Source organism: Streptomyces sp. NPDC044063 (assembly GCF_056434285.1).
The window spans coordinates 90,180-116,805 of record NZ_JBWKFM010000019.1 but is presented as its reverse complement, the minus strand read 5'-3'; the positions used below and the strand labels follow the sequence as shown (position 1 = coordinate 116,805).

Sequence of the window (26,626 nt, the reverse complement as noted above, 5' to 3'; positions counted from 1 at the left end):
CCGCCGGGCGGGGGAAGGGGCCGGACGGACTCCAGGGGGGTGCGGAAGATCCCCAAACCGCCCATGCGAAACTTTTCACATGAGTGCCCGCCGCGCCCTTCGACGCCCACTTTCCCGCCGGCGTACCACCCTGCCGGCCGCCACCCTCGCCGTCGCGGCCGCGCTGTCGCTCACCGCCTGCGGATCCGGCAAGACCTCCGGCAGCGGTGGGCAGACCCAGTTCGTGCAGGGCACGGGCGGGGTCAGCGTGGTCAAGGAACGCTCCGACCGGCAGGAAGCGCCGGACCTCGACGGCAAGACCCTGGACGGCAAGCAGCTGAACGTGGCCGACGCCTACAAGGGCAAGGTCGTCGTCCTCAACGTATGGGGCTCGTGGTGCTCGCCCTGCCGCGCCGAGGCGCCCAACCTGGTGAAGGTCGCCAACGCCTACAAGGACAAGGGCGTGCAGTTCGTCGGGCTCGACACCCGTGACCCCGACCCCGCGCCCGGCCTGAAGTTCGAGAAGGAGTTCGAGGTTCCGTACCCGAGCCTCTACGACTCCTCCGGCAAGCTGCTGCTGCGCTTCCCCAAGGGCAGCCTCAACCCGCAGGCCATCCCCTCCACGGTCTTCATCGACCGGGACGGGAAGATCGCCGCGCGGGCGCTCAAGGCGCTGACCGAGGAAGAGCTGCGCGACACGCTCGACCCGCTGGTCGCGGAGAAGTGACCCCGTGACCGCCACGATCACGCTGGCCGCCGCGGGCGACGTGAACCAGACCGTCCAGAGCGGCGCCCTGCTGCTGGCCCTGCCCGTGGCGGTCCTGGGCGGCCTGGTGTCCTTCTTCTCGCCCTGCGTGCTGCCCCTCGTCCCCGGCTACCTCTCCTATGTGACCGGCGTCAGCGGCGCCGACATGGCCGAGGCCCGGCGCGGCCGGATGGCCCTGGGCGCGTCCCTCTTCGTCCTCGGCTTCACCGCCGTCTTCGTCTCCTTCGGCGCCCTCTTCGGCTTCTTCGGCCAGACGCTCCTCGAGCACAAGCGGACGATCTCCGTGGTGCTGGGCGGCGTGACGATCCTGCTGGGCCTGGGCTTCATGGGCGCCCTCAACCTCTTCGGGCAGCGCGAGTTCCGCTTCCACACCCGGCCCACCATGGGCCTGGTGGGCGCCCCCCTGCTGGGCGCCCTGTTCGGGCTCGGCTGGGCGCCGTGCATCGGACCGACCCTCGCCGGCGTGCTGTCCCTCTCCTCCCAGCAGGCCAGCGCCGGCCGGGGGGCGCTGCTGACCGTCGCCTACTGCGCGGGCCTCGGCCTGCCGTTCGTCCTGGCGGCCGTGGCGTTCCGGCGGGCCCTGGGCGCGTTCGCCCGGGTCAAACAGCACTACGCGTGGGTCATGCGCATCGGCGGCGGGATGCTGGTCGTGGTCGGCCTGCTCCTCGTCACAGGCTGGTGGGACACCATGGTCGCGGACCTGCAGACGTGGTCGAGCAACTTCACCCCGGGGATCTGAACGATGGCCAAGACCGAGAACAGCGCATCCGCACCGGCGCCGGAGGAATCCGACGCCGACGCCGCGGGCGCGCGCATGTCCACCGCCCCCACCGAGGAGGGCGGTCAGGCGGTGCCGGGCTCGTTCGGCGGCGTCCGCGCCCCCGGCGTGCTGGGCGCCCTGGCCTGGGCCGGCCGTGAGACGACCGGCTGGCTGCGCTGGTTCTGGCGGCAGCTGACCTCCATGCGGGTGGCGCTGCTGCTGCTCTTCCTGCTCTCGCTGGCCACCATCCCCGGCTCGCTCGTCCCGCAGACCGGCGTCGACCAGCTCAAGGCCGAGCAGTGGCAGAAGGACCACACCACGCTCGCGCCGGTCTACGAGAAGCTCGGGCTGTTCCACGTCTACAGCTCGGTGTGGTTCTCCGCGATCTACATCCTGCTGTTCGTCTCGCTCATCGGCTGCATCGTCCCCCGCACCTGGCAGTTCGTCGGCCAGCTGCGCGGCCGCCCGCCGGCCGCCCCGCGCCACCTCACCCGGATGCCCGCGCACGCCACCTGGCGCACCTCGGCGGAGCCGGAGCAGGTGCTGGCCGCGGCCGGCCGGCTCCTCAAGCGGCGCCGCTTCCGCACGGCGGTCGCGAAGGACTCCGTCGGCGGCGAGAAGGGCTACCTGCGCGAGGCGGGCAACCTCCTCTTCCACGTCTCCCTGATCGTCATGCTGGTGGCCTTCGCCTCCGGCCAGCTGTGGAAGTCCGAGGGCGGCAAGCTCGTCGTCGAGGGCGACGGCTTCGCGAACAACCTCACCCAGTACGACGACTTCAAGGCCGGCGCCCTCTTCGACGCCGAGAACCTCGACCCGTTCGACTTCGACCTCGACAGCTTCTCCGGCAGCTACGAGCGCACCGGCCCCCAGAAGGGCACGCCGCGCGACTACGCGGCCCACGTCACCTACCGGGAGAAGCCCGGCGCGCCCCGGCGCAGGACCACCATCAAGGTGAACGAGCCGCTGGAGACCGGCAGCTCGAAGGTCTACCTGATCGGCCACGGCTACGCCCCGATGGTCACCGTCCGCGACGGCAAGGGCGACATCGCCTTCAAGGGCCCGATCCCCTCGCTGCCGCTCGACAGCAACGTCACCGAGACGTCCGTCCTCAAGGTCGCCGACTACCGGAAGAAGAACGGCGAGAAGGACGACATCGGCTTCCAGGGCAACTTCGTGCCCACGCTCGACCTGCGCACCGGCACGATGTTCAGCCAGTTCCCGGCGCTGGACAACCCGCGCCTGGTGCTCACCGCCTACCACGGCAACCTCGGCCTGGACTCCGGCCTGCCGCAGAGCGTCTACCAGCTCGACACCACCCGGATGAAGCAGTTCAAGAACCCGGACGGGCGGGCCTTCGCCCAGGCCATGAAGGTCGGCGACACCATGACGCTGCCGGACGGCGCCGGCACGTTGCACTTCGACGGCATCCGGCAGTGGGCCACCTTCCAGGTCTCCCAGAAGCCCGGCAACGAGGCGGCGCTGGCCGGCGCCGTGGCCGCCCTCCTGGGCCTCGCCGGATCGCTGTTCATCCAGCGCCGCCGCGTCTGGGTGCGGGCGGTCCGCGGCGCCGACGGCACCACGGTCGTCGAGCTGGCCGGCCTCGGCCGCAGCGAGTCCGCGAAGCTGCCCGAGGAACTGGCCGACCTGGCCGCCGTCCTCCAGCCCGACGCCCCGCCCGTGACCGCCGGCGACACCCCCGACGGCCCCTCCGAAGCCCCCGCCGCAACGTCCGAAGGAGCGCGCGCGTGATCCTCGCCGCCGCAACCAACGAGAACCTGGCCCACACCAGCAATGTGCTGGTCTATTCGGCCATGGCCGTCTACACCCTGGCCTTCCTCGCGCACATCGCGGAGTGGGTGCTCGGCAGCCGCAGCGCGGTCGGCCGTACCGCCGCCGCCCTCACGGCCACGGCGAAGCCCGCCGTGACCGTGACCACCCGGACGGCCGGGCAGAGCGGCGGCACCGCCGTCCTCGAACGGCCCGAGATCGTCACCCGGGCGGCCCCCGGCAGCCGCGACGTCCCCGACGGCCCCGGCGCCGCCGGCGGCAGCGAGAAGGGCGACCTCTACGGCCGTGTCGCGGTCTCCCTGACGGTGCTGGCCTTCGTCCTCCACGTGGGCGGTGTGCTCACCCGCGCCCTGTCGGTGGAGCGGGCGCCGTGGGGCAACATGTACGAGTTCTCCACGACCTTCGGCATGTGCGCCGTCGGCGTCTACCTGGGCCTGCTCGTCGCCGGGAAGAACGTCCGCTGGCTGGGCCTGCCGCTCACCACGTCGATCCTGCTCGACCTGGGTCTCGCGGTCTCCGTGCTCTACACCGACAGCGACCAGCTGGTGCCCGCCCTCCACTCGTACTGGCTGTGGATCCACGTCTCCTGCGCGATCATCTCCGGTGCCGCGCTGTGGGTGGGCGCCACCTCCAGCCTCTTCTACCTCTTCCGTGACCGCCACGAGGTGCGCCTGGACGAGAACCGGGCCACCGGCGCCTGGGACAACGTCCTCTCCCGACTGCCCTCGGCCGCCACGCTCGACAAGTTCGCCTACCGCGTCAACGCCACCGTCTTCCCGCTGTGGACGTTCACGATCATCGCGGGCGCCATCTGGGCCGAGGCCGCCTGGGGCCGCTACTGGGGCTGGGACCCCAAGGAGGTCTGGTCCTTCATCACCTGGGTCGCCTACGCCTGCTACCTCCACGCCCGCGCCACCGCCGGCTGGAAGGGCCGCAAGGCCGCGTACCTGGCCCTGGTCGCCTTCGCCTGCTACCTCTTCAACTACTACGGCGTGAACATCCTGCTGAGCGGCAAGCACTCCTACGCCGGCGTCTGAGACGCCCGGCCCACGCCCGACACGGCCCGTCCCCCCGCGCTCCCGGCGCGCGGGAGGCGGGCCGCCGTGCTAGACGTGGACCCATGGAGATCCCCTCCCCCTACGGCGCCTCCGAGACGCGGGGCGACATCCACACCCTGCGCTACGAGCTGTCGATCCCCTACTCCGTCGACGAGGTGTGGGACGCGGTGGCCACGCCCGAGGGGCTGCCGACCTGGCTGGCCGCCGCCGAGCCCTTCGAGCCCCGTGAGGGCGGGGCGATCACCCTGCGCTGGCTGAACACCGACGCCGAGGGCAACGCCACCGTCGCCCCCGGGCGGGTCACCGCGTGGGAGCCGAAGCGGGTCGCGGAGTACACGGTCGACGTCCACGGCCGCATCCGCTTCGAGCTGGAGGCCGGACCGCTCGGCGTCGGCGGGACGCTGCTGCACTTCACCAACGAGATGACCGGTCCCGACGACCGGCGCCTGGACTGCCTGGCCGGCTGGCACCACCACTTCGAGTACCTGATGCAGGCGCTGGCCGGGCAGCCGGCCGACTGGTCCGGCTGGACGCTGGACCGCTGGCGGCAGCTGCGCGGGCGCTACGAGCGCGGGCCGCGGCACGAGTGACCCGCGGCGGCCGGGGGAGGCGTCAGCCGCGGGGCGTCCCGCCGCCCGGGCCCTTGTCGTCGTCCTCGGGGCGCAGCGAGCGCAGGAACTCCGGGTTGTCGTCGGGTGCCACCCACCGCCGTTCGGGCCGCCGCGGCCGCGCCGCCGCGCGCGGCCGGCCGGCGACCAGCCAGGCCACGGGCCCCACGAGCACCTCGCCGAACAGCAGGATCACGAACACCCACGCCAGCTTCGGCAGCCCCCGTACCTCGTTCTCCGGGGTGTTGAGGCAGTCGATGAAGGCGTAGATCCACAACGCCAGGATCAGCAGGAACGGCAGATACCTGAGCATGGAGACAGCCCCCGGGAAGCGGTGCTCGGAGCCGCTGGGCGGCCCCCGTGACGGGTCCAGGGTAGTGCGTGCTCGATACTGGAACGCATGGCTTACGACGATCTTCGCTCCTTCCTCCGGGCACTGGAGCGCGACGGCGATCTCAAGCGCATCACGGCGGAAGTCGACCCCTATCTGGAGATCGGGGAGATCGTCGACAGAGTGAACAAGTCGGGCGGTCCCGCGCTGCTCTTCGAGAACGTCAAGGGCGCCTCGATGCCGCTCGCGATGAACGTCTTCGGCACCGACCGCCGGTTGCTCAAGGCGCTCGGTCTGACGTCCTACGACGAGATCAGCGAGAAGATCGGCGGTCTGCTCAGGCCGGAGCTCCCGCAGGGGTTCGTCGGCATGCGCGAGGCGTTCGGCAAGCTCGGCGCGATGGCGCACGTCCCGCCCCGCAAGGTGAAGGACGCGCCGGTCCAGGAGGTCGTTCTCACCGGCGACGACGTGGACCTGGAGAAGCTGCCGGCGCTGTTCACCTGGCCCGAGGACGGCGGCTCCTTCTTCAACCTCGGTCTGACCCACACCAAGCACCCCGAGACCGGCGTCCGCAACCTCGGCCTCTACCGCCTCCAGCGTCACGACAAGCGCACCATCGGCATGCACTGGCAGATCCACAAGGACAGCCGCAACCACTACCAGGTGGCCGCCAAGCGGGGCGAGAGGCTGCCCGTCGCCATCGCCTTCGGCTGCCCCCCGGTCGTGACGTACGCGTCGACCGCGCCGCTGCCCGGCGACATCGACGAGTACCTCTTCGCCGGCTTCGTCCAGGGCAAGCGCATCGAGATGGTCGACTGCAAGACCGTGCCGCTCCAGGTCCCGGCCAACGCCGAGGTCGTGCTGGAGGGCTGGCTGGAGCCCGGCGAGATGCTCCCCGAGGGCCCGTTCGGCGACCACACCGGCTTCTACACGCCGCAGGAGCCCTTCCCGGCGCTCACCATCGACTGCGTCACCATGCGGCGCCGCCCGCTGCTCCAGTCGATCGTCGTCGGCCGCCCGCCCACCGAGGACGGGCCGCTGGGCCGCGCCACGGAGCGGTTCTTCCTGCCGCTGCTGAAGATCATCATCCCGGACATCGTGGACTACCACCTGCCGGAGTCCGGCGGCTTCCACAACTGCGCGATCGTCTCGATCGACAAGAAGTACCCCAAGCACGCCCAGAAGGTCATGCACGCCATCTGGGGCGCCCACATGATGTCGCTGACCAAGCTGATCATCGTGGTGGACTCCGACTGCGACGTCCACGACCTCCACGAGGTGTCCTGGCGGGCCCTGGGCAACACCGACTACGCCCGCGACCTCACCGTCGTCGAGGGCCCCGTCGACCACCTCGACCACGCCTCCTACCAGCAGTTCTGGGGTGGCAAGGCGGGCATCGACGCCACCGCGAAGTGGCCCGAGGAGGGCTACACCCGCGACGGCGGCTGGCCGCACATGGTGGAGTCGGACCCGCGGACGGCCGCCCTGGTCGACCGCCGCTGGAAGGAGTACGGACTGTGAGCGCCGGCGCCGCCGCCGCGCCGCGCATGGGCCGCGCCCGCGGCTTCCTGCGCGTCGTGATGATCGAGCACTCCGTCTTCGCGCTGCCCTTCGCGTATATCGCCTCCCTGACGGCGATGTTCGACAAGGACGAGCGCGTCGACTGGGTCAGGCTCCTCCTCGTCACCGTCGCCATGGTGGGCCTGCGCACCTTCGCGATGGCCTGCAACCGCATCATCGACCGTGAGATCGACGCCCGGAACCCGCGTACCGCGAACCGCGAGATCGTCACCGGCGCCGTCTCCGTCCGCTCGGCGTGGACCGGCGCGCTGATCGCCGTCGCCGTCTTCCTCGGCGCGGCGGCGCTGCTCAACCCGCTGTGCCTGGCGCTGGCGCCGGTCGCGGTCGTCCCGATGGTGGTCTACCCCTACGGCAAGCGCTTCACGAACTTCCCGCACGCCATCCTGGGCCTGGCCCAGGCCATGGGCCCGGTCGGCGCGTGGCTGGCGGTGACGGGGGAGTGGTCCTGGGACGCGGTGATCCTCGGCCTCGCGGTCGGCGTCTGGATCGGCGGCTTCGACCTGATCTTCGCCTGCCAGGACGTGGCGGCGGACCGGGCCCACGGGGTGAAGTCCACGCCGGCCCGCTTCGGCATCGCGGCGGCGCTGTACGGCTCCCGGGTCTGCCATGTGATCACCACGGCGCTGCTGGCCTGGTACGGGCTGGCGACGCACGCGGGGGTGTTCTTCTGGACCGGCCTCGTGGTGGTCGCGGGGGCGTTCCTCTACGAGCACTCGATCGTGCGGCCGGGTGATCTGTCCCGCCTGAACAGGGCGTTCTTCACGGTGAACGGTTTCATCGGGATCATGCTGTTCGTGTGCGCGCTGCTCGACCTGCTGGTGCGGGGGCTGGCGCCGGCCTGACGACCTGATCGGCCGGATCGCCTGATCGGCCGGATCGCCTGATCGCCGTACAGACGCCGGAAGGGGCGGTCCCGTTGGCCGGGGCCGCCCCTTCGCGCGTGGTGCCGGATACGCGGCGTCAGACGCCTTCGAGCCCGGCCTTCCCGGGCCGGCCCGCGCCCAGGCGGTCGCCGCCCAGCGTCAGCGCGGCGCCGAGGAGGTCCTGCGGCCTCAGCTCCTGGGCGCCGGACGGGGCCTCGACGCGGGCGGTCGCGCCGCCCCGGAACGTGACGGCGACCGGCAGTTCGCCCTTCGCCTCCTTGTCGAAGGCGGAGGCGTCGAAGGTCAGGCCGGCGAGGTCGCCGCCGCGGAGGGCGATGTCGACGGTGACGTCCTTGTCGGGGACGTCCCCGAGGTCGTCGTCCCCGCCCTTGTCCTTCCGGCTGAACGGGTCGAGCTTCTCCTGGAGCGGCCGGAGGCTCTCCTTCATGTCCTGGGCGACCTTCTTCGCCGGGACGGTGACCCGCACGTGCTCGGTGCCGTCCTTCGTGCCCGCGTCCTTGAAGCGGGCGTTGTCGCCGACGGCCTTCCTGAACGCGTCGAGGAGCTGCTTCTGGCTCCTGCCGTCGGGCGAGAACGGGTTCGGCGCGGCCTTCCCGCCGCCGCCACGGGCCTCGGCGAGCCGCTCGAACTCCTCGGTGTCGAGGGAGACCCAGCCGCCCTTGAGGAGGCTCTTGACGGCGCCCATGGAGGCGGGCAGCTCGTCGGCCCTGCGCGTCAGTTCGTCGAGGACCGCCTTGGGCGTGCGGGTGTCCGGGCCGCGGCCGGTCCCCTTCCCGGCCGTGCCGGCCAGGGCGAGCACCTGCCCGAGGTCGGCGCGGGCGTAGGCCCTGCGGTCGAGGGAGCGGACCTCCACGAGCCGCTTGCCGCCGCCGGTCGTGAGCTCGTACGCGATGCGCGCGTTCTTGTCGTCCTTGCCGGTGACGTCCTTGAGCGGCTTGTCGTAGGACGCGGTGAAGGAGTACCGCAGGCCGGCCAGGACGTCGGCGTCGGAGCGCTCGAAGTCGTCCTCGCCCTTGAGGGCCTCGTAGATCTTCCCCGCGTCGGCGGCGAAGGACATCTCCGCCGCGTACGACGTCCGCTCGCCCAGCCGGTCGAAGGCGCGCTGGACCTTCGCCGCCGTGCCGAGCTTCCCGGTGTCGCAGGCGGTGGCAGCGGTGGTGACGAGGACGAGGCCGCCGAGCGCGGCGAGGCCCCGGTGGGTACGACGGATGATGATTCCCCCCATGTGGCTGATCTTGCGCAAAACCCAGCTAAATCCAGGAGGATTAAGCATGTCAAAGGACTTTTCGGCCGTGGCTGCGGGCTGCGGATAGGCTCGGGGCGTGGAGCGGTACGAACACACAACGCAGCGCCGGCCCTGGGTGGTGGGCGTTTCCGGCGCGTCCGGGACGCCGTACGCCGCGGCCGTCGTGCGCGGACTGCTGGCGGCGGGCGAGGCGGTGGACCTGGTGGTCAGCCGGGCCTCGCGGCTGACGCTGCTGGACGAGACGGGGATCGCGTTCCGGGACGCGCACTGGCGCGACGACCTGCGGAGCTGGCTGGCGCTGGGCGCCGACGGCAAGCCGGGGACCTTCGATCCGGACGTGTCCGACGTGCGGTACTGGGCGGCGGGCGACCTGGCCGCCGGGCCGTCGTCCGGCTCGTATCCCGTCAAGGGGATGCTCATCGTCCCGGCGAGCACGGCGTGCGTGGCCGGTGTGGCGATGGGGCTGTCGAAGGATCTGCTGCAACGGGTGGCGAGCGTGACGCTGAAGGAGCGCCGGCCGTTGATCGTCGCGGTGCGGGAGACCCCGCTCAGCGGCCAGACGCTCAGACAACTCGTGGCGCTCGACGACGCGGGAGCCGTGGTGCTGCCCGCCTCGCCGGCGTTCTACGCGGGGGCGACGCACATCCAGGATCTGGTGGACTTCGTCGCCGGGCGGGTGCTGGACGCGGCAGGGGTGCCGCACCGGCTCTACCGCCGATGGGAAGGAGAGCTCGGTGGCGCCAGCGGATCCCGCCGTGCGGGCTAGCGCTTCTTGGCGCGCGGCAGACGGAGCCTGGGCTCCGCGCGGCGCTGGTCGGTGGGCTGGTGGGCACGCGAGCGGTTGGCCAGGTCCTGCAGCTCACGCATGCGGGCGTAGGCCATCTCGATCGAGTACACGGGCTCTTCACTCCTGATGATCGAAGGATCGTCGTTGATTCGCTGATCTGGTGAAAGATTTGCGGGGTCTTGAGCCCCGTACGCCTTAGATTCTACACGTAAACCGGCGAGTTCGCTGATTATTGAAAGGTGCCAGGTTATGGACGCGGTGGACAGGCAGCTCATCCAGGCTCTGCGGGAGAACGGCCGGGCCTCGTACGCGGAGCTGGGCAGGCTCGTCGGCCTGTCCGGACCCAGCGTCACGGACCGGATCAACCGCCTGGAGGCGGCGGGGGTCATCACCGGCTACCGCGCGACCGTCAACTCCGCGTCCCTCGGCCTGGGTGTCACCGCCCTGATCGGCATCCAGCTCTCGGACGCCGCCGACCACGAGGACGTGGCCCGCCGGCTGCGCGACCTGGAGGAGATCGAGGACTGCTGGTTCATCGCCGGCGACGACTCCTACATGCTCAAGGTGCGCGTCGGTGACGTGGACGGCCTGGAGCGCACCATCCGCCGGCTGTCCGGCACCAAGGGCGTCGCCCGCACCCGGACCACCATCGTGCTCTCCACCAAGTGGGAGAACCGGGTGGGTGAGCTCCCCGAGGAGGCGTGACGGCGGGGGAGTAGGCTCGTCGGGGATCGACGCGGCAGCGCAGGACAGTGACAGAGAGGCGGGCGCATCCATGGACGCGGGGCTCAAGCGCGAGCTGGAGGAGAAGGTCCACGCCGGTGAGCGGCTGACCCGCGAGGACGGCATCGCCCTCTACGAGTCCGACGACCTGGCCTGGCTGGGCGGTCTGGCCAACGAGGTGCGGACGCGCAAGAACGGCGACGTCGTGCACTTCAACGTCAACCGCCACCTCAACATGACCAACGTGTGCACGGCCTCCTGCGCCTACTGCTCGTTCCAGCGCAAGCCGGGCGAGAAGGACGCGTACACGATGCGCATCGAGGAGGCCGTCCGCCTCGCCAAGGCGATGGAGAGCGAGAACCTCACCGAGCTCCACATCGTCAACGGCCTCCACCCGACGCTGCCCTGGCGCTACTACCCGCGCTCGCTGAAGGCCCTCAAGGAGGCGCTGCCGAACGTCTCGCTGAAGGCCTTCACCGCCACCGAGATCATGCACTTCGAGAAGATCTCGGGGCTGCCCGCCGACGAGATCCTCGACGAGCTCATCGACGCCGGCCTGGAGTCGCTCACCGGTGGTGGCGCGGAGATCTTCGACTGGGAGGTCCGCCAGCACATCGTCGACCACGACACCCACTGGGAGGACTGGTCGCGCATCCACCGCCTGGCGCACTCCAAGGGCCTCAAGGGCCCCTGCACGATGCTCTACGGGCACATCGAGGAGCCCCGCCACCGCGTGGACCACGTGCTGCGGCTGCGCGAGCTCCAGGACGAGACCGGCGGCTTCCACGTCTTCATCCCGCTGCGCTACCAGCACGACTTCGTGGACATGAAGGACGGCAAGATCCGCAACCGGCTCCAGGCGCGGACGACGATGGCGACCGGCGCCGAGGCCCTCAAGACCTTCGCGGTCTCCCGGCTGCTCTTCGACAACGTCCCGCACGTGAAGGTGTTCTGGGTGATGCACGGCGTCCAGACCGCCCAGCTCGCGCTCCAGCACGGCGCGGACGACATGGACGGCTCGGTGGTCGAGTACAAGATCACCCACGACGCCGACAACTACGGCACGCCCAACAAGCTCACCCGTGACGACCTGCTGGAGCTGATCCGGGAGGCCGGCTTCCGGCCGGTCGAGCGCAACACGCGCTACGAGGTCATCCGTGAGTACCCCGGTCCGGACGCCTCGCTGCGCGAGACGCCGCAGGCGATGCGCGTCTGAGATCCACTTCGGGCCGTGCTGTACTGAATGCACCCCCCTTGGTCGCCGTCGAGAAGAAGGTCCCGTCCGTGAGTAGCCAGAAGTACGCGTCGCTCCGCTACACCGCCCTGCGGATCGGCCTGCTCGTCGCCTGCTTCGCCCTGGTATGGGTGCTGTGCTACGCGCACGTCATCCCGCTCGGGGTCGGCGACTCCAACCTGGTCTGGATGGTGCTGCTCGCGCTCATCCTCTCCGCCCCGCTCAGCTGGGTCCTGCTGCGCAAGCAGCGCGACGCCATGTCCGAGCAGATCGTGGAGCGCGTGGACCGGGCCAAGGCGCGGCTCGACGCCAGCGCCGGCCAGGAGGACGGCGCGCAGACGCCCGGCGCGTAACCCTTCTCACACCTTTTCGACGCCCTGTCGCGGAATATCCCTTTCGCGACAGGGCGTCGGCGCGTTTCGGGCCGCGTGCGCCTCAAAGTTCTTCTTGGGGATGCTCAAAGCATGAGTGTTAACGTGGTCGGCATGTCGACGCCCCCGTCCACCCCGGCGTCCGCTCAGCGCGGGCGCATATCGCGCATCCTCTCCGTCCCCTTCTGGGCCCAGATCCTGCTCGCCCTCGTGGTGGGCGGCCTGCTCGGCTGGGTCGCCAAGAGCGGCGACGTCTCCTGGCTCAAGACCACGTTGGACAAAACAGGCGGCATATTCGTCCAGCTGCTGATGGTGGTCGTCGCCCCGCTGGTGTTCTTCGCCATCCTGGTGTCGATCACCAACCTGCGGAACGTCTCCAACGCCGCCCGGCTGGCCACCCGGACCCTGCTCTGGTTCATGATCACGTCGCTGATCGCGGTCGTCATCGGCCTCGCCATCGGCGTGCTCACCGACCCGGGCGCCGGTACCGGCCTGACCGCCGCCGACGGCGCCGAGCCCAAGAAGCACGGCTCCTGGCTGGACTTCCTCACCGGCATCGTCCCCACCGACGTCATCACGCCCTTCACCGAGCTCAACGTCCTCCAGATCGTCTTCATGGCCGCCGTCGCCGGCATCGCCGTGCTGCAGATCGGCGACAAGGCCCAGCCGCTGCTCACCCTCAGCCAGTCCGTGCTGGAGCTGCTGCAGAAGGTGCTGTGGTGGGTCATCCGGCTCGCCCCGCTGGGCAGCCTGGGCCTGGTCGGCAAGGCCGTCTACACCTACGGCTGGGGCCTGATCAGCAAGTACGCGACCTTCACCGCAGACATCTACGTGGGCTGCGCCCTCGTCCTCTTCGGCGTCTACCCGCTGCTGCTGGCCACCGTCGCCAAGGTCAACCCGCTGCGCTTCTTCCGCGGCGCCTGGCCCGCCATCCAGCTGGCCTTCGTCTCCCGCTCCTCCGTGGGCACCATGCCGCTGACCCAGAAGGTCACCGAGCGCCTCGGCGTGCCGCGGGAGTACGCCTCCTTCGCGGTGCCGTTCGGCTCCACCACGAAGATGGACGGCTGCGCCTCGATCTACCCGGCCATCGCGGCCATCTTCGTCGCGCAGGTCTTCGACGTGCCGCTGGAGATCAAGGACTACGTCCTGATCGTCTTCGTCTCGGTCATCGGCTCGGCCGCGACCGCCGGCCTCACCGGCGCCACGGTCATGCTGACCCTGACCCTGTCGACGCTGGGCCTGCCCATGGCGGGCGTGGGCCTGCTGCTGGCCATCGACCCGATCGTGGACATGATGCGCACCGCCACCAATGTGGCCGGCCAGTCCGTGATCCCGGTCCTGGTCGCCTCCCGGGAGGGCATCCTCGACCGCGAGGCGTACGAGACGGCCGACGGCTCGAAGCTCGAGAGCGAGCCGTCGCCGGTCCCCGTCGCCGCGTAGGCGCGTAGGCGCGTAGGACGAGGCACCTTGTGGACGCCCCCGGTCTCCCCCCGAGGCCGGGGGCGTCCGCGTGCCGGGGCCCCGGTTCGGGGGCCCGGCCGCCGGGGGACGGCTGGATCTCTACCCTTGACGTCCCTCCTCCCTGTGATATTACCTGCCGGTAACGTGACGGGGGGGAGGGATTTCTGTCGTGAATGTCATGAGTTCCGTCGAGCCCGCGCAGTCCAAGGCCGGGCGCGGGGGCAGCGGCAAGGCGAAGGCCAAGCGGATGCCCCGGGAGGTGCGCGAGCGCCAGATGCTCGACGCCGCCGTGGAGGTGTTCGCCCGGCGCGGGTACAGCGCGGCGTCCATGGACGAGATCGCCGAACTGGCCGGCGCCTCCAAGCCGCTGGTCTATCTCTATCTGAACTCCAAGGAAGACCTCTTCAGCGCGTGCATACGGCGCGAGGCGGAGTCGCTGATGGCCGCGGTGTCGGCCGCGGCCGAGCCCGGCGCGCCCGCCGACCGGCGGCTGTGGAGCGGCCTGCTGGCGTTCTTCGCGCACACCGCCGCGCATCCCGACGGCTGGGCGGTCCTCAGCTGCCAGGCGCGCACCCACGGCGAGCCGTTCGCGCGGGTGGTGGCGGGGATGCGGCAGCGGATCGTCGACCTCGTCACCCGGCTGATCGAGGAGGCCGCCAAGGCGGCCGCCCCCGCCGTACCGCTGACCGCCCACGAGGTCTCCGGCCTGGCGCACGCGCTCGTGGGCGCCGCCGAGTCGTTGGCCGGCTGGGCCAACTCCGGTACCCGCGCCGATGCCGGCGCCGCCCCCTCGGTGGACGAGACGGCGCGGACGCTGATGAACGTGGTGTGGGTGGGGCTGGACAACCTCGTGAACGGTCGTCGCTGGACCCGCGGGTGAGCCGCGCGGCCCCCGTCGCCGCGCGCCGGGGGCGCGAACACTGGCCCCGCCGGGTGCTCCGGCGTACATTTACGGCCATTGATTTACCGATGAGTAAGGTTACTTGCCGGTCTGGATGTGGGTCTGAACAGGAGCCGCACGTGTCCGTACCGCACAGCACCGCCCTGCCCCCGCTCGTCCCGCCCCGTACGACGACCGTCGCCGGCGTCGTCCGCGAGGCCTCCGTCCCCCCGCTCGCCGCGCCGGTCCTCCGCGGCTCGCTCGGCGACCTGCCCTTCGACACCGCGGCCGACGTCCCCCAGACCGTGGTGATCAGCCGCAAGGAGAGCGGCGGACTGTGGCGGGACGTCTCCGCGGCCCGCTTCGCCGCCGAGGTGCGCTCGGTCGCGGGCGGCCTGGTCGCGAGCGGGCTGCGGCCCGGCGACCGGCTGGCCGTCATGGCCCGCACGTCCTACGCCTGGACCCTGCTGGACTTCGCCGCGTGGGCGGCGGGCCTGGTCACCGTCCCCGTCTACCCCACCTCCTCGCCGGTCCAGACACACTGGATCCTGCGCGACTCCGGCGCGGCGGCCTGCGTCGTCGAGACCGCCGAGCAGGCGGAGGCCGTCGCGGCCGGCGACCTCCCGGACCTCGCGCACCTGTGGCGGCTCGACGACGGGGCCGTCGCCACACTCACCGCCGCCGGCCGGGGGCTGCCCCCCACCGTGGTGGACGGACGCCGGGCCGGCCGCGGCCCCGACGACATCGCCACCCTCATCTACACCTCGGGCACCACCGGCCGCCCCAAGGGCTGCGTCCTGACGCACGCCAACTTCTTCGCCGAGGTCGACAACGCCACCGAGCTCCTCCACCCGGTCTTCAAGGCCACCAGCAAGGAGCCCGCCGCCACCTTGCTCTTCCTGCCGCTCTCGCACGTCTTCGGCCGCATGGTCGCCGTCGGCTGCCTGCGCGCCCGGGTCCGGCTCGGCCACGCCCCCAGCCTCGCCACCGAGGAGCTCCGCGCCGACCTCGCCGGCTTCCGGCCGACGTTCCTGCTGACCATCCCCTACGTCCTGGAGAAGATCTACAACACCGGGCGGGCCACGGCCGAACGCATGGGCCGCGCCGACTCCTTCGACCGCGCCGTCCGCGTCGCCACCCGCCACGGCGAGGCCGACGCGCGGGGCCGCGACGGCACCCGGCCCGGCCCCGGCCCCCGGCTGAGGGCGGCCCGCGCCCTCTACGACCCGCTGGTCTACCGCCGCATCCGGGCCGCCCTCGGCGGCCGGGTCCGCTACGTCATCAGCGGCGGCTCCCCGCTCGGCAGCCGGCTCGCCTCCTTCTACACGGGCGCCGGCATCGAGGTCTTCGAGGGCTACGGGCTCACCGAGACCACGGCCGCCGCCACCCTGACGCCCCCGCTGCGCCCCCGCCCCGGCACGGTCGGCTGGCCGCTGCCCGGCGGCGGGGTCCGCATCGCCGACGACGGCGAGGTGCTGCTGCGCGGCGGGCACGTGTTCGCCGGCTACTGGGACGCCGAACGGCGGGCCGCGACCGGGGCCGTCGCGGGGGAGTGGTTCCCGACCGGAGACCTCGGCGCGCTGGACGCCGACGGCTATCTGACGATCACCGGCCGCAAGAAGGAGCTGATCGTCACCTCCGGCGGCAAGAACGTCGCCCCCGCCCCGCTGGAGGACAGCCTCCGCGCCCACCCCCTCGTCGACCAGTGCGTGGTGGTCGGCGACGACCGGCCGTACGTCGCCGCGCTGATCACGCTCGACGCGGACGGCTTCGCGCACTGGCAGCGGATGAACGGCCTGGACGACGTGCCGGCGCAGGAGCTGGTGGACGACCCGGCGCTGCGCGCCGCGCTCCAGGAGGCGGTGGACGGCGCCAACGCGCTGGTGTCACGGGCGGAGGCGATCCGCCGGTTCACGGTGCTGCCGGTCGCCTTCACCGAGGAGTCGGGGCACATCACGCCCTCGCTCAAGCTCAAACGGGCCGTCATCGCCCGGGACTTCGCCCGCGAGATCGACGCCCTCTACGAACGGTGAGCGTGCCGCGGGGGCCCGGACCCGTACGGCCCGGGCCCCCGCGGACGCGTCCTAGCAGGTGCCGCTCACCGGCCGGCCGGCGAAGCGGTCCGCCAGCCAGTTCGCGGCCGGGACCGCCTCGCTGATCACGCCCAGCACGTGCTCGCCCAGGGGCAGCGACTTCCACTGGACCGTGGCGCCCCCGGCACACCAGTCGGCGCGCAGCCGCCGGCCCACGTCGTACGGGATCAGCTCGTCGATCACTCCGTGGTAGAGGTACACGGGGTGGTCCGGGGCGTGGGTGCCCAGCGTCGAGGAGCGCAGGGCGCGCTGCCAGTCGGGCTGCTGGAGCGGGTCGCGGACGGTGACGTCCGCGATGCGCTTGAAGAGGCCGGCCACGGTGTTGACCACGACGCAGTTCTTCCGCATGAAGTCGATCGAGGCGCGGCCCCGGTCGTTGAGGTAGCGGTCCAGGCCGAGTTCGGGATAGGCCGCGTCGTGGCCCGCGGCGGCCATCAGCACCAGGCCGGCGCCGATCCCGCCGTTGTTCGCGGCGGCGGTCCGGAGCAGGTCGGCGGGCACCCCGCCGGTCGCGGTGCCGCGCACGTCGAGCTCGGGCGCGTACGCGTCGTGCAGTTCGGCGGCCCAGCCGCTCGCCTGGCCGCCCTGGGAGTAGCCCATGATGCCGACCGGGCTCCGTGAGCTCAGCCCGGTGCCCGGCAGCCGCTGCGCGGCCCGGGCGGCGTCGAGGACGGCGTGCCCCTCGGCGCGCCCGACGGCGTAGGTGTGGTCGCCGGGGGTGCCCAGGCCCTCGTAGTCGGTGACGGCGACGGCCCAGCCGCGCAGGGTGAGCTGCTGGATGAGGTTGGCCTCCAGGGTGGTGCCCCGGGGGAAGCCGGCGGAGGGGGCGCAGTGGTCGGCCAGGCCGACGGTGCCCACCGCGTAGGTGACCAGGGGGCGCGGTCCGGTGCGACCGTCCTGGGGGACGATCACGGTGCCGGAGACGACGTTGGGGGTGCCCTTGGCGGTGGTGGAGCGGTAGGTGATGTGCCAGGCCCTGGTGCGGGTGGGCTGGCCGGGCAGGGGGTGGAAGGAGGTGGGGGCCGAGGTGACGATGTCACCGGGCGACCCGGTCGCCGCCGGCGCGGCGGACGCGGTGCCGCCGGGCAGACCGAGCGCGACGGCCAGCGCGGCCAGCGCGGAGAGGGCGACGTGGGCTCTGTGGCGCAGGTGCATGCGGCTCTCCCGACTGTCCTGGGGTGGCTCCGGACGTGGCACAGAACCGTAATGACCGTCCGGTAAGGGGGCGTTGACCGGAACGCTCAGCTTCGCTGACTCCGCAGCCGGTAGACGCCCGGGGTCTCGCCCGTCCAGCGGCGGAAGGCGCGGTGGAAGGCGGTGTCCTCGGAGAAGCCCAGCCGCGCGGCGAGTTCGGCGATCGGCTCCCGGCCCTCGGCCAGCCCGGCGATCGCCGCGTCCCGCCGGACCTGGTCCTTCAGCCGCCGGTACGAGGTGCCCTCCGCCCGGAGCCGGCGGCGCAGCGTCGCCGGGCTGACCGCCAGCCGGGCGGCCAGCTGGGGGACTTCCGGCAGCCGTGCCGGGCGGCCCTCGCGCAGCGCCCGGGTGAAAGCGCGCCGCACCTGCTCGGTGACGGTGGTGCCGTACTCGCGGCGGCTGAGCAGCTCGGCCGGGGCACCCCGCAGCAGCTCCCGCAGGCCCTCCTCGTCACGCACCAGGGGCGCGGCCAGCCAGCGGGCGTCGAAGGCGGCGGCCGTGCGCGGGGCGCCGAAGCGCACCGGGCAGCCGAACATCAGGGCGTACTCCGGGGCGTGCGGGGGCTCCGGGCAGGCGAAGGCGACCCGGTGCAGCGGGATGCGCCGCCCGGTCAGCCAGCTCGCCAGCCGGTGCCAGACGAGGACGGCGCACTCGGCGAGGAAGCCGCCCTCGGCGTGGTCGCCGAGGTCGTTGCGGACGGTGAACTCCGCCTCCGTGCCGAGGCGTTCGAGCCCGAGGTCGGGGCCGCCGGGGAAAAGCCCGTAGAAGCGCACGGCCCGGTCCACCGCCGTGCCCAGGTCGTGGCAGCCCACGCAGGCGTAGCACATCATGGCGAAGGTGCCGGGTCTGCCGGCCGCCGGACCCAGCGCGAGGAACTCGTCGCCCGTGGCCCGGTGCAGGGCCCTGACCAGGCGGGCGAACTGCTCGGCGGTCACCCGCGCCCGGTCGTCGCCGGGCAGCAGCGGCGGGATGCCGGCCCCCTGGAGCAGGGGGGCGGTGTCGATGCCGAGCCGTCCCGCCCCGCCGAGCGCGGCCCGTACGTGGTGCACGCTGATCGTCGGCATGCTCATGCCCGCACGGTAGCCGTCGTCGAGCGCCGGGGTCAGTGGTGCTGACGCATCCGGTCATCCCCGAGGGGCGGGCGGGCTCCTTAGCGTTCGACGCGGGACGGACGGATTCCAGGAGGCGCCATGGAGCGTGAACGGCCCGACACACTCGCGGAGTTCATCGAATGGACGGCGCGCCGGTACGGCCGGCTGCCCGCGCTGCGCCACCGGTCGCGGGAGGGCGGCGGCTGGGTGGAACGGTCCTTCCTCGCGCTGCGGGACGAGGTCCGCACGGTCGGGCGCGGGCTGATCGCCCTGGGGGTGCGGCCGGACGAGAGGGTGGCCGTCGTGGCCCGGACCCGGCCGGAGTGGACGGTGGCCCAGTTCGGGGCGCTGGCCGCGGGCGCCGTGGTGGTGCCGGTCTACCCGACGGCCGGGGAGGACGAACTGGCCTGGGTGCTGGGCGACTCGGGCGCCGCGGTCGTCGTGTGCGAGGACGCGGCGCAGGCGGCCCGGGTGGCGGCCGTACGGGCGAAGCTGCCCCGGCTGCGGCACGTGGTGCTGATGGACACCGGCGGCTGCGCCCCCGGGGAGCTGGCCCTGGGACGGCTGCCGGGCGGGGTGCCGGCCGGCGAGCTGGAGCGGCGGAGCGCGGCCCGGCGCGGCACGGACCTGTGCACGATCGTCTACACCTCCGGCACCACGGGCCCGCCCAAGGGCTGCCGCCTCACCCACGCCAACGTCGTCTCCAACCAGGACGCCACGGCCCACCTCACCGAGGGCGGGCCCGGCTCCTTCACCTACCTCTACCTCCCGCTGGCCCACGTCCTCGGGCAGATCGTCCAGCTGACGTCGCTGCGCACGGGCGGCACCCTGTGCTACTTCGGGGGCTCGGTGGAGGACGTCGTCGCCGAGCTGGCGGAGGTGCGGCCCACCCACCTGCCGTCGGTGCCCCGGCTCTTCGAGAAGGTCCACGCCACGGTGGTGTCGCTGGCCGAGGCGCAGGGCCCGCGGGGACGGGAGCGGCTGGAGGAGGCGGTACGGGCCGGGCTGGCGGTGGCGGACGCCCGGGCCCGGGGCGAGGAGCCGGCCGAGGAGCCGCTGGCGGCGTGGCGGACGGCGGAGGAGACCCTCTTCGCGCTCGTCCGGGCGGCCTTCGGCGGGCGGCTGCGCTGGGCGCTGACCGGGGCCGCGCCGATCGCGCCGCGGACGCTGGACTTCCTGCGGGCCTGCGGTATCGCCGTCTACGAGGGCTACGGGATGACCGAGGGCTCGGGGGTGATCACGATGAACCACCGGGGCGCGGTCCGGCCGGGCACGGTGGGGCGGCCCATCGCGGGGTACGAGGTGCGGATCGCCGGGGACGGGGAGGTGCTCGCCCGGGGGCCGGGCGTCTTCCCCGGCTACCACGGCGACCCGGTGGCGACGGCCGCGGTGGTGGACGAGGACGGCTGGCTGCGCACCGGCGACCTGGGCGCGCTGGACGCCGACGGCTATCTGACGATCACCGGCCGCAAGAAGGACCTGATCATCACGTCGAGCGGGAAGAACCTGGTGCCGGCGCCCGTGGAGTTCGCCCTCCAGCAGTCGCGCTTCGTCTCCCGCGCGGTGCTGGTCGGCGACCGCCGCCCGTACCCGGTGGCGCTGCTGACGCTGGACGCGGCGGAGGTGGCGGCGTGGGCGGCCCGCTCGGGGGTGGACCTCGGCGCCGCGGGACCGGCCCGGCACCCGGCGGTGCGGCGGCTGTGCCAGGAGGTCGTCGACGCGGTCAACGCGCGGCTGGCCCGGCCGGCCCGCATCCGGGCGTTCGCGATCCTGAACGAGGACTTCAGTGTGGAGAACGGCGAGCTGACGCCGACCTTGAAACTCCGCAGGTCGGTGGTGGGTGAACGCTACGCGGCGGAAATCGAGGAATTGTACGAACGGCAGAACAATCGTTCGTGAAGAATGCGGGGCCGGCCGGAGATGGGTGGCCTGTGAATTCCCCGGCCCGTCGCCGGCATCGTCCCCCTACCCGTAAAAAGGCAGGAGCCCCGCCTCCGCCGAAGCGGAAGGCAGGGCTCCTTAAGTGGATCCACTCGGGATCCGGGCGTTACGCCGGGGTGACGTTCTCCGCCTGCGGGCCCTTCGGGCCCTGCGTGACGTCGAAGGTCACCATCTGGTTCTCCTCGAGGGAGCGGAAGCCAGCGGCGTTGATCGCGGAGTAGTGGACAAAGACGTCGGGGCCCCCGCCGTCCTGGGCGATGAAGCCAAAGCCCTTTTCAGCGTTGAACCACTTCACGGTTCCGGTAGCCATAAGCCCTCCTTGGGCCAAAGGGTTGCCCTGCTCCAGAACCTGCGAGAAGTCTGAAAACTACAAAAGCCTGCGGGGTCACATGCTCCGCAGGCTCTGTACTGCAAGGGAAACCAAACTGCAACTTGCGGCGAGCCTAGCACGCCAGGTTCTTCCGGGGAAGGAGTCGAAGATCACGCCGAAGGGGGGTTTTCCGGCCCTTCGCCGAGGAAAAGATGAACGTTTGGGCCCCGGGCCGGTGAGGCCCCCGCGCGACCCCGGCTGCCGCCCCGGTGCCACCCCGGCCCGGCGGCCGCCGCCGACCGGGGCTAGCCTCCGGATGTGGACAATTCAGCCTCAGACGTAGCGATCGCCGACGATGCGACCGAGCCGCTCCGCAGCCGCCCGCGTGTCGGCCACATCCAGTTCCTCAACTGCCTGCCCCTCTACTGGGGCCTCGCCCGCACCGGCGCCCTGCTGGACCTGGATCTGACCAAGGACACCCCCGAGAAGCTCAGCGAGCGGCTCATCGACGGCGACCTGGACATCGCCCCGGTCACCCTGGTGGAGTTCCTGCGCAACGCCGACGACCTCGTGGCCCTGCCGGACATCGCGGTCGGCTGCGACGGCCCGGTCATGTCCTGTGTGATCGTCTCGCAGCTGCCGCTGGACAAGCTGGACGGCGCCCGCGTCGCCCTGGGCTCCACCTCGCGCACCTCCGTACGGCTGGCGCAGCTGCTGCTCGCCGAGCGCCACGGCGTCACGCCCGAGTACTACACCTGCCCGCCCGACCTCTCCGCGATGATGCAGGAGGCGGACGCCGCCGTGCTGATCGGGGACGCCGCCCTGCGGGCCGCGCTGCACGACGCCCCCCGGCTGGGCCTGGAGGTCCACGACCTGGGACAGATGTGGAAGGACTGGACGGGCCTGCCGTTCGTCTTCGCGGTCTGGGCCGCGCGCCGCGACTACCTGGCCCGTGAGCCGCGGATCGTCGCCAAGGTCCACGAGGCGTTCCTGGCCTCCCGAGACCTGTCCCTGGAGGAGGTCGGGAAGGTCGCCGAGCAGGCCGCGCGCTGGGAGGCCTTCGACGCCTCGCTGCTGGAGCGCTACTTCACCACGCTGGACTTCCGCTTCGGCCCGGACCAGCTGGCGGGGGTCGCGGAGTTCGCCCGCCGCACCGGCCCCACCACCGGCTTCCCCGCCGACGTACGGGTGGAACTGCTGGAGCCCTGACCCCCGGTCGGGGTCAGGGCTCCGGAGCGAGCGCGTCACGGGCCGCCGTGCGGCGGCGCCGGGCTCCCGCGGAACAGGACGGGGCCCGGCGGGGGGATCAGGGAGCGACCGGTCCTTCCAGGTGCTCGCTGATCCACTGCATGCTGCCGGCGTCCATGCCCTCGATGTAGGTCTTGGCGTTGTGCCGGCCGCCCTCGATCTTCTGCAGGCGGGTGTGGACGGGGCCCTTGTTGCCGTAGGTGGCGATGAACTTGTCCACGTGCGGGATGACGCTGGACTCCTTCGTCCCGTACTGGAACGCGAGGTAGACGTCGGGTCCCTTGCGGGCGATGAGGTCCTTGGCCAGCACCTCGGGGTTGTTCTCCGCCTTCTCCTTCTCGTGGCCCTTCCACAGCGGGGAGTCCGGGACGATGTCCGGGCCGGAGGCGATGACGGCCTTGAACTTGTCCGGGTGCTTCAGCACGGCCTTCAGGCCGGAGAAGGCGCCGGAGGAGGAGCCCATGAACGCCCAGCCGTCACGCGACTTGATCGTGCGGAAGTTGGCCTTCATCAGGTCCGGGACGTCCTCGGTCAGCCAGGTGCCCATCTTCGGCTGGCCCGGGATGTCACTGCCGTCCCAGTAGAGGCCGCCGGTGTCCGGCTTGGGGTTCAGGACCGGCATGGCGAGGATGAAGGGCTTGCCCTTGCCCTCGTTGTACCACTTGGTGATCGACGACTCGAGGTGGAGGCCTCCGTCGTCCATCCAGTAGTTGTTCGGGAAGCCGGGGCCGCCGGGCAGCGCGACGAGCACCGGGAAACCGTGGTCCTTGAACTTCGGGTCGTTGTACGCCTTGGGCGCCCACACCCACACCTTGCCGGTGAAGCCCGACTTCTTGCCCTCCAGCGTGGTGACGGCGACCTGGGTGCCGTCGGAGAGGGTGCTGGTGTTCTTGAACTCCGCCTTCGGGCCGGTCGGCATGAGGACCTTGGAGTCCGGCTTCTGCGGGGCGCCGCCGCCCTGGCCGCCGCCCGCCTGGTCCTGGCCGAAGCTGACCGGCTTGCCCTTGTCGGAGAACGGGCCGATCTTGAAGTAGTTGAGCACCCCGGCCGTGATCAGGCCGAGCACGGCTATGGACGCCACGATGATCGTCCACTTCTTGGCCCGGCCCGCCCGCGCGCGCCCCTGGGACTGGTAGGCGCCCTCGGGATCCCAGTCGCCCTGCGGCTGCTGGTAGGTCTGGGTCTGCTGGTAGCCACCCGGGTGCGGAGGGTAGTCCCCGCCGCCCTGGTAGCCGCCCTGCGGCTGCTGGTAGCCCCCGTTGGGCCGGTAGCCCCCGTTGGGTGTGTGCGTCATCGCGTCGCTCCGGATGATGCTGCTGCCCCGAAGGACATGACGGTTTGTTCCGTCCTAGTGGATGGGCAAACCAGGCGTCGGGGTTCCTGGTGGGCCCCGTGAATTGAGTCATAGGCTGAATTCGGGGCCGCAGGGCCCCTTCCGGGGGGAGGCGAAAGGCCCGATGCAGCCGCTTACGGCAGAAGATCCGCAGGTCATAGGGGCATACCGGCTGCTGGGCCGGCTCGGGGCCGGCGGCATGGGCCGGGTCTATCTCGGCCGCAGCTCCGGCGGCCGTACCGTCGCGGTCAAAGCCGTGCACCCGCATTTCGCCCTCGACGAGCAGTTCCGGGCGCGTTTCCGGCGCGAAGTGGAATCCGCCCGGAAGGTCGGCGGCGCGTGGACGGCCCCGGTGCTCGACGCCGACCCCGACGCGGCCGTCCCCTGGGTCGCCACGGGCTATGTGGCCGGCCCCTCCCTCACCCAGGCCGTCGCCGAGACCGGGCCGCTGCCGGAGGCGACCGTCCGGGCCCTCGGCGCGGGCCTCGCCGAGGCGCTGGCGGCCGTGCACGCCCTCGGCCTCGTCCACCGGGACGTCAAGCCGTCGAACGTGCTGCTCACCCTCGACGGCCCCCGGCTCATCGACTTCGGCATCGCCCGCGCCACCGACGGCACCGCCTCCCTGACCACCACCGGCGTCTCGGTCGGCTCACCCGGCTACATGTCCCCCGAACAGATCCTCGGCAAGGGCGTCACCGGAGCCGCGGACATCTTCTCGCTGGGCGCCGTCCTGGCGTACGCGGCCACCGGCGAGCCGCCCTTCACCGGCGACAGCTCGGCGGCGCTCCTCTACAAGGTGGTCCACGAGGAGCCCGTGCTCGGCGACGAGCTCCGCGGCGACCTGCGGGAGCTGGTCGCCGACTGCCTGGGCAAGACCCCGGGGCGGCGGCCGGACCCGGCCGAGCTGCTCCGCCGGCTCGCCCCCGCCACCGGCGCGCACGATCTCGTACGGTCCGGCTGGCTGCCCGCGCCGCTGGTGGAGCGGGTGAGCCGGCAGGCGGTGGAACTCCTGGACCTGGAGGCGGCGCCGGCCGCCGGGCGGGCCCCCGAGGCGGAGGTGCCCCGGCAGCGGCGGTGGTCCCTGCCCCCGCGGCCCGCGAAGGCCACGGCGCCGGAGGACGGTGAGGGCTCGTCGGGGCGGCGCAGGATCAGCTGCACCCTCGTGCTCACCGTGACCGGCGTGGTGGCCGCCGGCCTGCTGACGGCGGCGTTCCTCACCGGCCTGCTGCCCGGGGCCGTCAACGACGACGGCGGCGGGAACGCGGCCCGGCCGGCCTCCCCGGCCGGCAGCGCGCCCGGCACCGACGCGACGTCGCCCCGTGCCGAGGTGCCCGAGGCCTTCCTCGGCACCTGGACCGGCCAGGTCGTCCAGGCCGACGGCACCCCCAACGGCACCATGACCAGCACCATCACCGCCGGGACCAAGGGCTCGTACGTGGTCCGCACGACCTACTCCGCGCTCGGCGTCGTGGAATGCAAGGCCAAGGCGAAGCTCGTCACCGCCACCGCCGGCAAGCTCACGCTGACGGAGGAGACCGACGGCGAGCGCAAGGCGTTGTGCACGGGCGACACGGCGACCGTCACCTACTCCCTCGCCGACGGCGGCCGCCTGGCCTTCGCCTCCGACGACCCCAGAGGAGGCCGGCCCACGGCCGCCCTCACCCGAGCCGGGGGCTGACCCCGGCCCGCGAGGGGCCCGGCAGGGCCCCTCGCGTAGGCTGGCCCGGTATCGCACACCCCCTCCGAAGGGACGCCCGGTGACCGAGAACGCCGACCTTCAGTTGGTCCTCGACCGCGCCGCAGCCGGCGGCCGGATCACCCCGGAGGAGGCGCTCGAGCTCTACCGCTCCGCGCCGCTGCACGCCCTCGGCCAGGCGGCCGACGCCGCGCGCCGCCGCCGCTACGCGGGCACCGAGCACATCGCGACGTACATCATCGAGCGCAACATCAACTACACGAACTCGTGCGTCACCGCGTGCAAGTTCTGCGCCTTCTACGCCCCGCCGAAGAGCGACAAGGTCTGGACCCGGCCGCTGGACGACATCCTGCGCCGCTGCGCGGAGACCGTGGAGCTTGGCGGCACCCAGATCATGTTCCAGGGCGGCCACCACCCGGACTACGGCGTGGAGTACTACGAGGAGCACTTCTCGGCGATCAAGAAGGCGTTCCCGCAGCTCGTCATCCACTCCCTCGGCGCCTCCGAGATCGACCACATGTCGCGCATCTCGGGCGTCTCGGCCGAGGAGGCCATCCGCCGCATCCACGCCGCCGGCCTCGACTCCTTCGCCGGCGCCGGCGCCGAGCTGCTGCCCGAGCGGCCGCGCAAGGCCATCGCGCCGCTCAAGGAGTCCGGCGAGCGCTGGCTGGAGATCATGGAGCTCGCCCACAACCTGGGCGTCGAGTCGACCTCCACCATGCTCATGGGCACCGGCGAGACCAACGCCGAGCGCATCGAGCACATCCGGATGATCCGCGACGTGCAGGACCGCACGGGCGGCTTCCGCGCCTTCATCCCGTACACCTACCAGCCGCAGAACAACGTGCTGAAGGGCCGGACGCAGGCGACCGTCTTCGAGTACCTGCGGATGCTCGCCGTCGCCCGGCTGTTCCTCGACAACGTCGCCCACATCCAGGGTTCGTGGCTGACGGTCGGCAAGGAGGCGGGCCAGCTCTCGCTGCACTACGGCGCGGACGACCTGGGCTCGGTGATGCTGGAGGAGAACGTCGTCTCCTCGGCCGGCGCCAAGCACCGCTCCAACCGCATGGAGCTCATCGACCTCATCCGCAAGGCGGGCCGCGTCCCGGCGCAGCGCGCCACGACGTACGAGCACCTGCTCGTCCACGACGACCCGGCGAACGACCCGGTCGACGACCGCGTCGTCTCCCACCTGTCGTCGACGGCGATCGAGGGCGGCACGGCGCACCCCGAGCTGAAGATCGTCGCGGCGAGCTGACGGCC

Annotated in this window: 25 protein-coding genes; 18 read left to right on the top strand and 7 right to left on the bottom strand. The window is 72.1% G+C overall.

Features of this window, described 5'->3' with window-relative positions; all coding sequences use genetic code 11:
- Positions 1-79: 79 nt before the first annotated feature.
- From AC07BS_RS23060 to AC07BS_RS23040, 5 genes are all read left to right on the top strand, one after another.
- Entirely contained in the window at positions 80-706 is a 627-nt protein-coding gene (locus tag AC07BS_RS23060) for a TlpA family protein disulfide reductase (RefSeq protein WP_478647257.1), read from the top strand.
- 4 nt (positions 707-710) lie between these two features.
- Positions 711-1,484: a cytochrome c biogenesis CcdA family protein gene (locus tag AC07BS_RS23055; RefSeq protein WP_478647255.1), complete on the top strand. Its 774-nt coding sequence runs from the start codon at positions 711-713 to the stop codon at positions 1,482-1,484.
- A 3-nt stretch (positions 1,485-1,487) separates the two neighbouring features.
- Positions 1,488-3,254 (top strand): cytochrome c biogenesis protein ResB, encoded by a 1,767-nt coding sequence (gene resB, locus AC07BS_RS23050; RefSeq protein ID WP_478647253.1) that lies wholly within the window; start codon positions 1,488-1,490, stop codon positions 3,252-3,254.
- Positions 3,251-4,330: a c-type cytochrome biogenesis protein CcsB gene (ccsB, locus tag AC07BS_RS23045; protein ID WP_478647251.1), complete on the top strand. Its 1,080-nt coding sequence runs from the start codon at positions 3,251-3,253 to the stop codon at positions 4,328-4,330. The genes resB and ccsB overlap by 4 nt, the downstream gene beginning before the upstream one ends.
- 83 nt (positions 4,331-4,413) lie before the next feature.
- Positions 4,414-4,941, top strand: a complete 528-nt coding sequence (locus AC07BS_RS23040) for an SRPBCC domain-containing protein (protein WP_478647249.1) — start codon at positions 4,414-4,416, stop codon at positions 4,939-4,941.
- A gap of 22 nt (positions 4,942-4,963) precedes the next feature.
- On the opposite strand, the gene AC07BS_RS23035 is transcribed toward AC07BS_RS23040, so the two are convergent.
- Positions 4,964-5,272, bottom strand: a complete 309-nt coding sequence (locus tag AC07BS_RS23035) for a PLD nuclease N-terminal domain-containing protein (protein WP_478647248.1) — start codon at positions 5,270-5,272, stop codon at positions 4,964-4,966.
- 87 nt (positions 5,273-5,359) lie between these two features.
- Between AC07BS_RS23035 and AC07BS_RS23030 the strand changes: the two genes are divergently transcribed.
- Together AC07BS_RS23030 and mqnP are read left to right on the top strand one after the other, a co-directional pair.
- The gene (locus AC07BS_RS23030) at positions 5,360-6,811 is read left to right on the top strand and encodes a menaquinone biosynthesis decarboxylase (protein ID WP_478647246.1); all 1,452 of its coding nucleotides are present in this window, start codon (positions 5,360-5,362) and stop codon (positions 6,809-6,811) included.
- The gene (gene mqnP / locus AC07BS_RS23025; protein WP_478647244.1) at positions 6,808-7,713 is read left to right on the top strand and encodes a menaquinone biosynthesis prenyltransferase MqnP; all 906 of its coding nucleotides are present in this window, start codon (positions 6,808-6,810) and stop codon (positions 7,711-7,713) included. The genes AC07BS_RS23030 and mqnP overlap by 4 nt, the downstream gene beginning before the upstream one ends.
- A 118-nt stretch (positions 7,714-7,831) precedes the next feature.
- On the opposite strand, the gene AC07BS_RS23020 is transcribed toward mqnP, so the two are convergent.
- Positions 7,832-8,980, bottom strand: a complete 1,149-nt coding sequence (locus tag AC07BS_RS23020; protein ID WP_478647242.1) for a hypothetical protein — start codon at positions 8,978-8,980, stop codon at positions 7,832-7,834.
- Positions 8,981-9,077: 97 nt separating this feature from the next.
- Between AC07BS_RS23020 and AC07BS_RS23015 the strand changes: the two genes are divergently transcribed.
- Positions 9,078-9,767 (top strand): UbiX family flavin prenyltransferase, encoded by a 690-nt coding sequence (locus tag AC07BS_RS23015; protein ID WP_478647240.1) that lies wholly within the window; start codon positions 9,078-9,080, stop codon positions 9,765-9,767.
- Here the strand turns inward: AC07BS_RS23015 and AC07BS_RS23010 are convergent.
- A complete protein-coding gene (locus AC07BS_RS23010; protein WP_478647318.1) occupies positions 9,764-9,898 on the bottom strand; it encodes a hypothetical protein in 135 nt (44 codons plus the stop codon). The genes AC07BS_RS23015 and AC07BS_RS23010 overlap by 4 nt on opposite strands.
- A 139-nt stretch (positions 9,899-10,037) precedes the next feature.
- Between AC07BS_RS23010 and AC07BS_RS23005 the strand changes: the two genes are divergently transcribed.
- The 6 genes from AC07BS_RS23005 to AC07BS_RS22980 all read left to right on the top strand — a co-directional run bounded on the left by AC07BS_RS23005 (position 10,038) and on the right by AC07BS_RS22980 (position 16,490).
- Positions 10,038-10,493 carry an Lrp/AsnC family transcriptional regulator gene (locus tag AC07BS_RS23005; RefSeq protein WP_478647238.1) on the top strand — a complete coding sequence of 152 codons (456 nt, stop codon included), beginning with the start codon at positions 10,038-10,040 and terminating at the stop codon, positions 10,491-10,493.
- A 70-nt stretch (positions 10,494-10,563) separates the two neighbouring features.
- Positions 10,564-11,727 carry an aminofutalosine synthase MqnE gene (gene mqnE, locus AC07BS_RS23000; RefSeq protein ID WP_478647236.1) on the top strand — a complete coding sequence of 388 codons (1,164 nt, stop codon included), beginning with the start codon at positions 10,564-10,566 and terminating at the stop codon, positions 11,725-11,727.
- Between the two features lie 68 nt (positions 11,728-11,795).
- A complete protein-coding gene (locus AC07BS_RS22995) occupies positions 11,796-12,098 on the top strand; it encodes a DUF4229 domain-containing protein (RefSeq protein ID WP_478647234.1) in 303 nt (100 codons plus the stop codon).
- 132 nt (positions 12,099-12,230) lie between these two features.
- The gene (locus AC07BS_RS22990; protein WP_478647232.1) at positions 12,231-13,556 is read left to right on the top strand and encodes a dicarboxylate/amino acid:cation symporter; all 1,326 of its coding nucleotides are present in this window, start codon (positions 12,231-12,233) and stop codon (positions 13,554-13,556) included.
- 199 nt (positions 13,557-13,755) lie between these two features.
- On the top strand, positions 13,756-14,457 hold the full coding sequence (locus tag AC07BS_RS22985; protein WP_478647231.1) for a TetR/AcrR family transcriptional regulator: 702 nt from the start codon (positions 13,756-13,758) through the stop codon (positions 14,455-14,457).
- Between the two features lie 140 nt (positions 14,458-14,597).
- Entirely contained in the window at positions 14,598-16,490 is a 1,893-nt protein-coding gene (locus tag AC07BS_RS22980) for an AMP-dependent synthetase/ligase (protein ID WP_478647229.1), read from the top strand.
- Between the two features lie 51 nt (positions 16,491-16,541).
- On the opposite strand, the gene AC07BS_RS22975 is transcribed toward AC07BS_RS22980, so the two are convergent.
- A complete protein-coding gene (locus AC07BS_RS22975; RefSeq protein WP_478934130.1) occupies positions 16,542-17,705 on the bottom strand; it encodes a lipase family protein in 1,164 nt (387 codons plus the stop codon).
- A gap of 86 nt (positions 17,706-17,791) precedes the next feature.
- Positions 17,792-18,814 carry an AraC family transcriptional regulator gene (locus AC07BS_RS22970; RefSeq protein ID WP_478934128.1) on the bottom strand — a complete coding sequence of 341 codons (1,023 nt, stop codon included), beginning with the start codon at positions 18,812-18,814 and terminating at the stop codon, positions 17,792-17,794.
- Positions 18,815-18,934: 120 nt separating this feature from the next.
- Between AC07BS_RS22970 and AC07BS_RS22965 the strand changes: the two genes are divergently transcribed.
- The gene (locus AC07BS_RS22965; RefSeq protein WP_478934126.1) at positions 18,935-20,734 is read left to right on the top strand and encodes an AMP-dependent synthetase/ligase; all 1,800 of its coding nucleotides are present in this window, start codon (positions 18,935-18,937) and stop codon (positions 20,732-20,734) included.
- Positions 20,735-20,882: 148 nt separating this feature from the next.
- Here AC07BS_RS22965 and AC07BS_RS22960 read toward each other — a convergent pair whose 3' ends face one another.
- Complete coding sequence (locus AC07BS_RS22960; RefSeq protein ID WP_184350269.1) at positions 20,883-21,086, bottom strand: cold-shock protein; 204 nt, start codon at positions 21,084-21,086, stop codon at positions 20,883-20,885.
- 318 nt (positions 21,087-21,404) lie between these two features.
- On the opposite strand from AC07BS_RS22960, the gene AC07BS_RS22955 reads away from it, so the two are divergent.
- Complete coding sequence (locus AC07BS_RS22955) at positions 21,405-22,295, top strand: menaquinone biosynthetic enzyme MqnA/MqnD family protein (protein WP_478647221.1); 891 nt, start codon at positions 21,405-21,407, stop codon at positions 22,293-22,295.
- Positions 22,296-22,392: 97 nt separating this feature from the next.
- Here AC07BS_RS22955 and AC07BS_RS22950 read toward each other — a convergent pair whose 3' ends face one another.
- Positions 22,393-23,628, bottom strand: coding sequence for an alpha/beta hydrolase (locus AC07BS_RS22950; protein ID WP_478647219.1), 1,236 nt, complete (start codon positions 23,626-23,628; stop codon positions 22,393-22,395).
- A 163-nt stretch (positions 23,629-23,791) separates the two neighbouring features.
- Here AC07BS_RS22950 and AC07BS_RS22945 point away from each other — a divergent pair, with 163 nt between their 5' ends.
- Together AC07BS_RS22945 and mqnC are read left to right on the top strand one after the other, a co-directional pair.
- On the top strand, positions 23,792-25,345 hold the full coding sequence (locus tag AC07BS_RS22945; protein ID WP_478647218.1) for a serine/threonine-protein kinase: 1,554 nt from the start codon (positions 23,792-23,794) through the stop codon (positions 25,343-25,345).
- Between the two features lie 79 nt (positions 25,346-25,424).
- Positions 25,425-26,621 (top strand): cyclic dehypoxanthinyl futalosine synthase, encoded by a 1,197-nt coding sequence (gene mqnC, locus AC07BS_RS22940; protein WP_478647217.1) that lies wholly within the window; start codon positions 25,425-25,427, stop codon positions 26,619-26,621.
- Positions 26,622-26,626 lie beyond the last annotated feature (5 nt).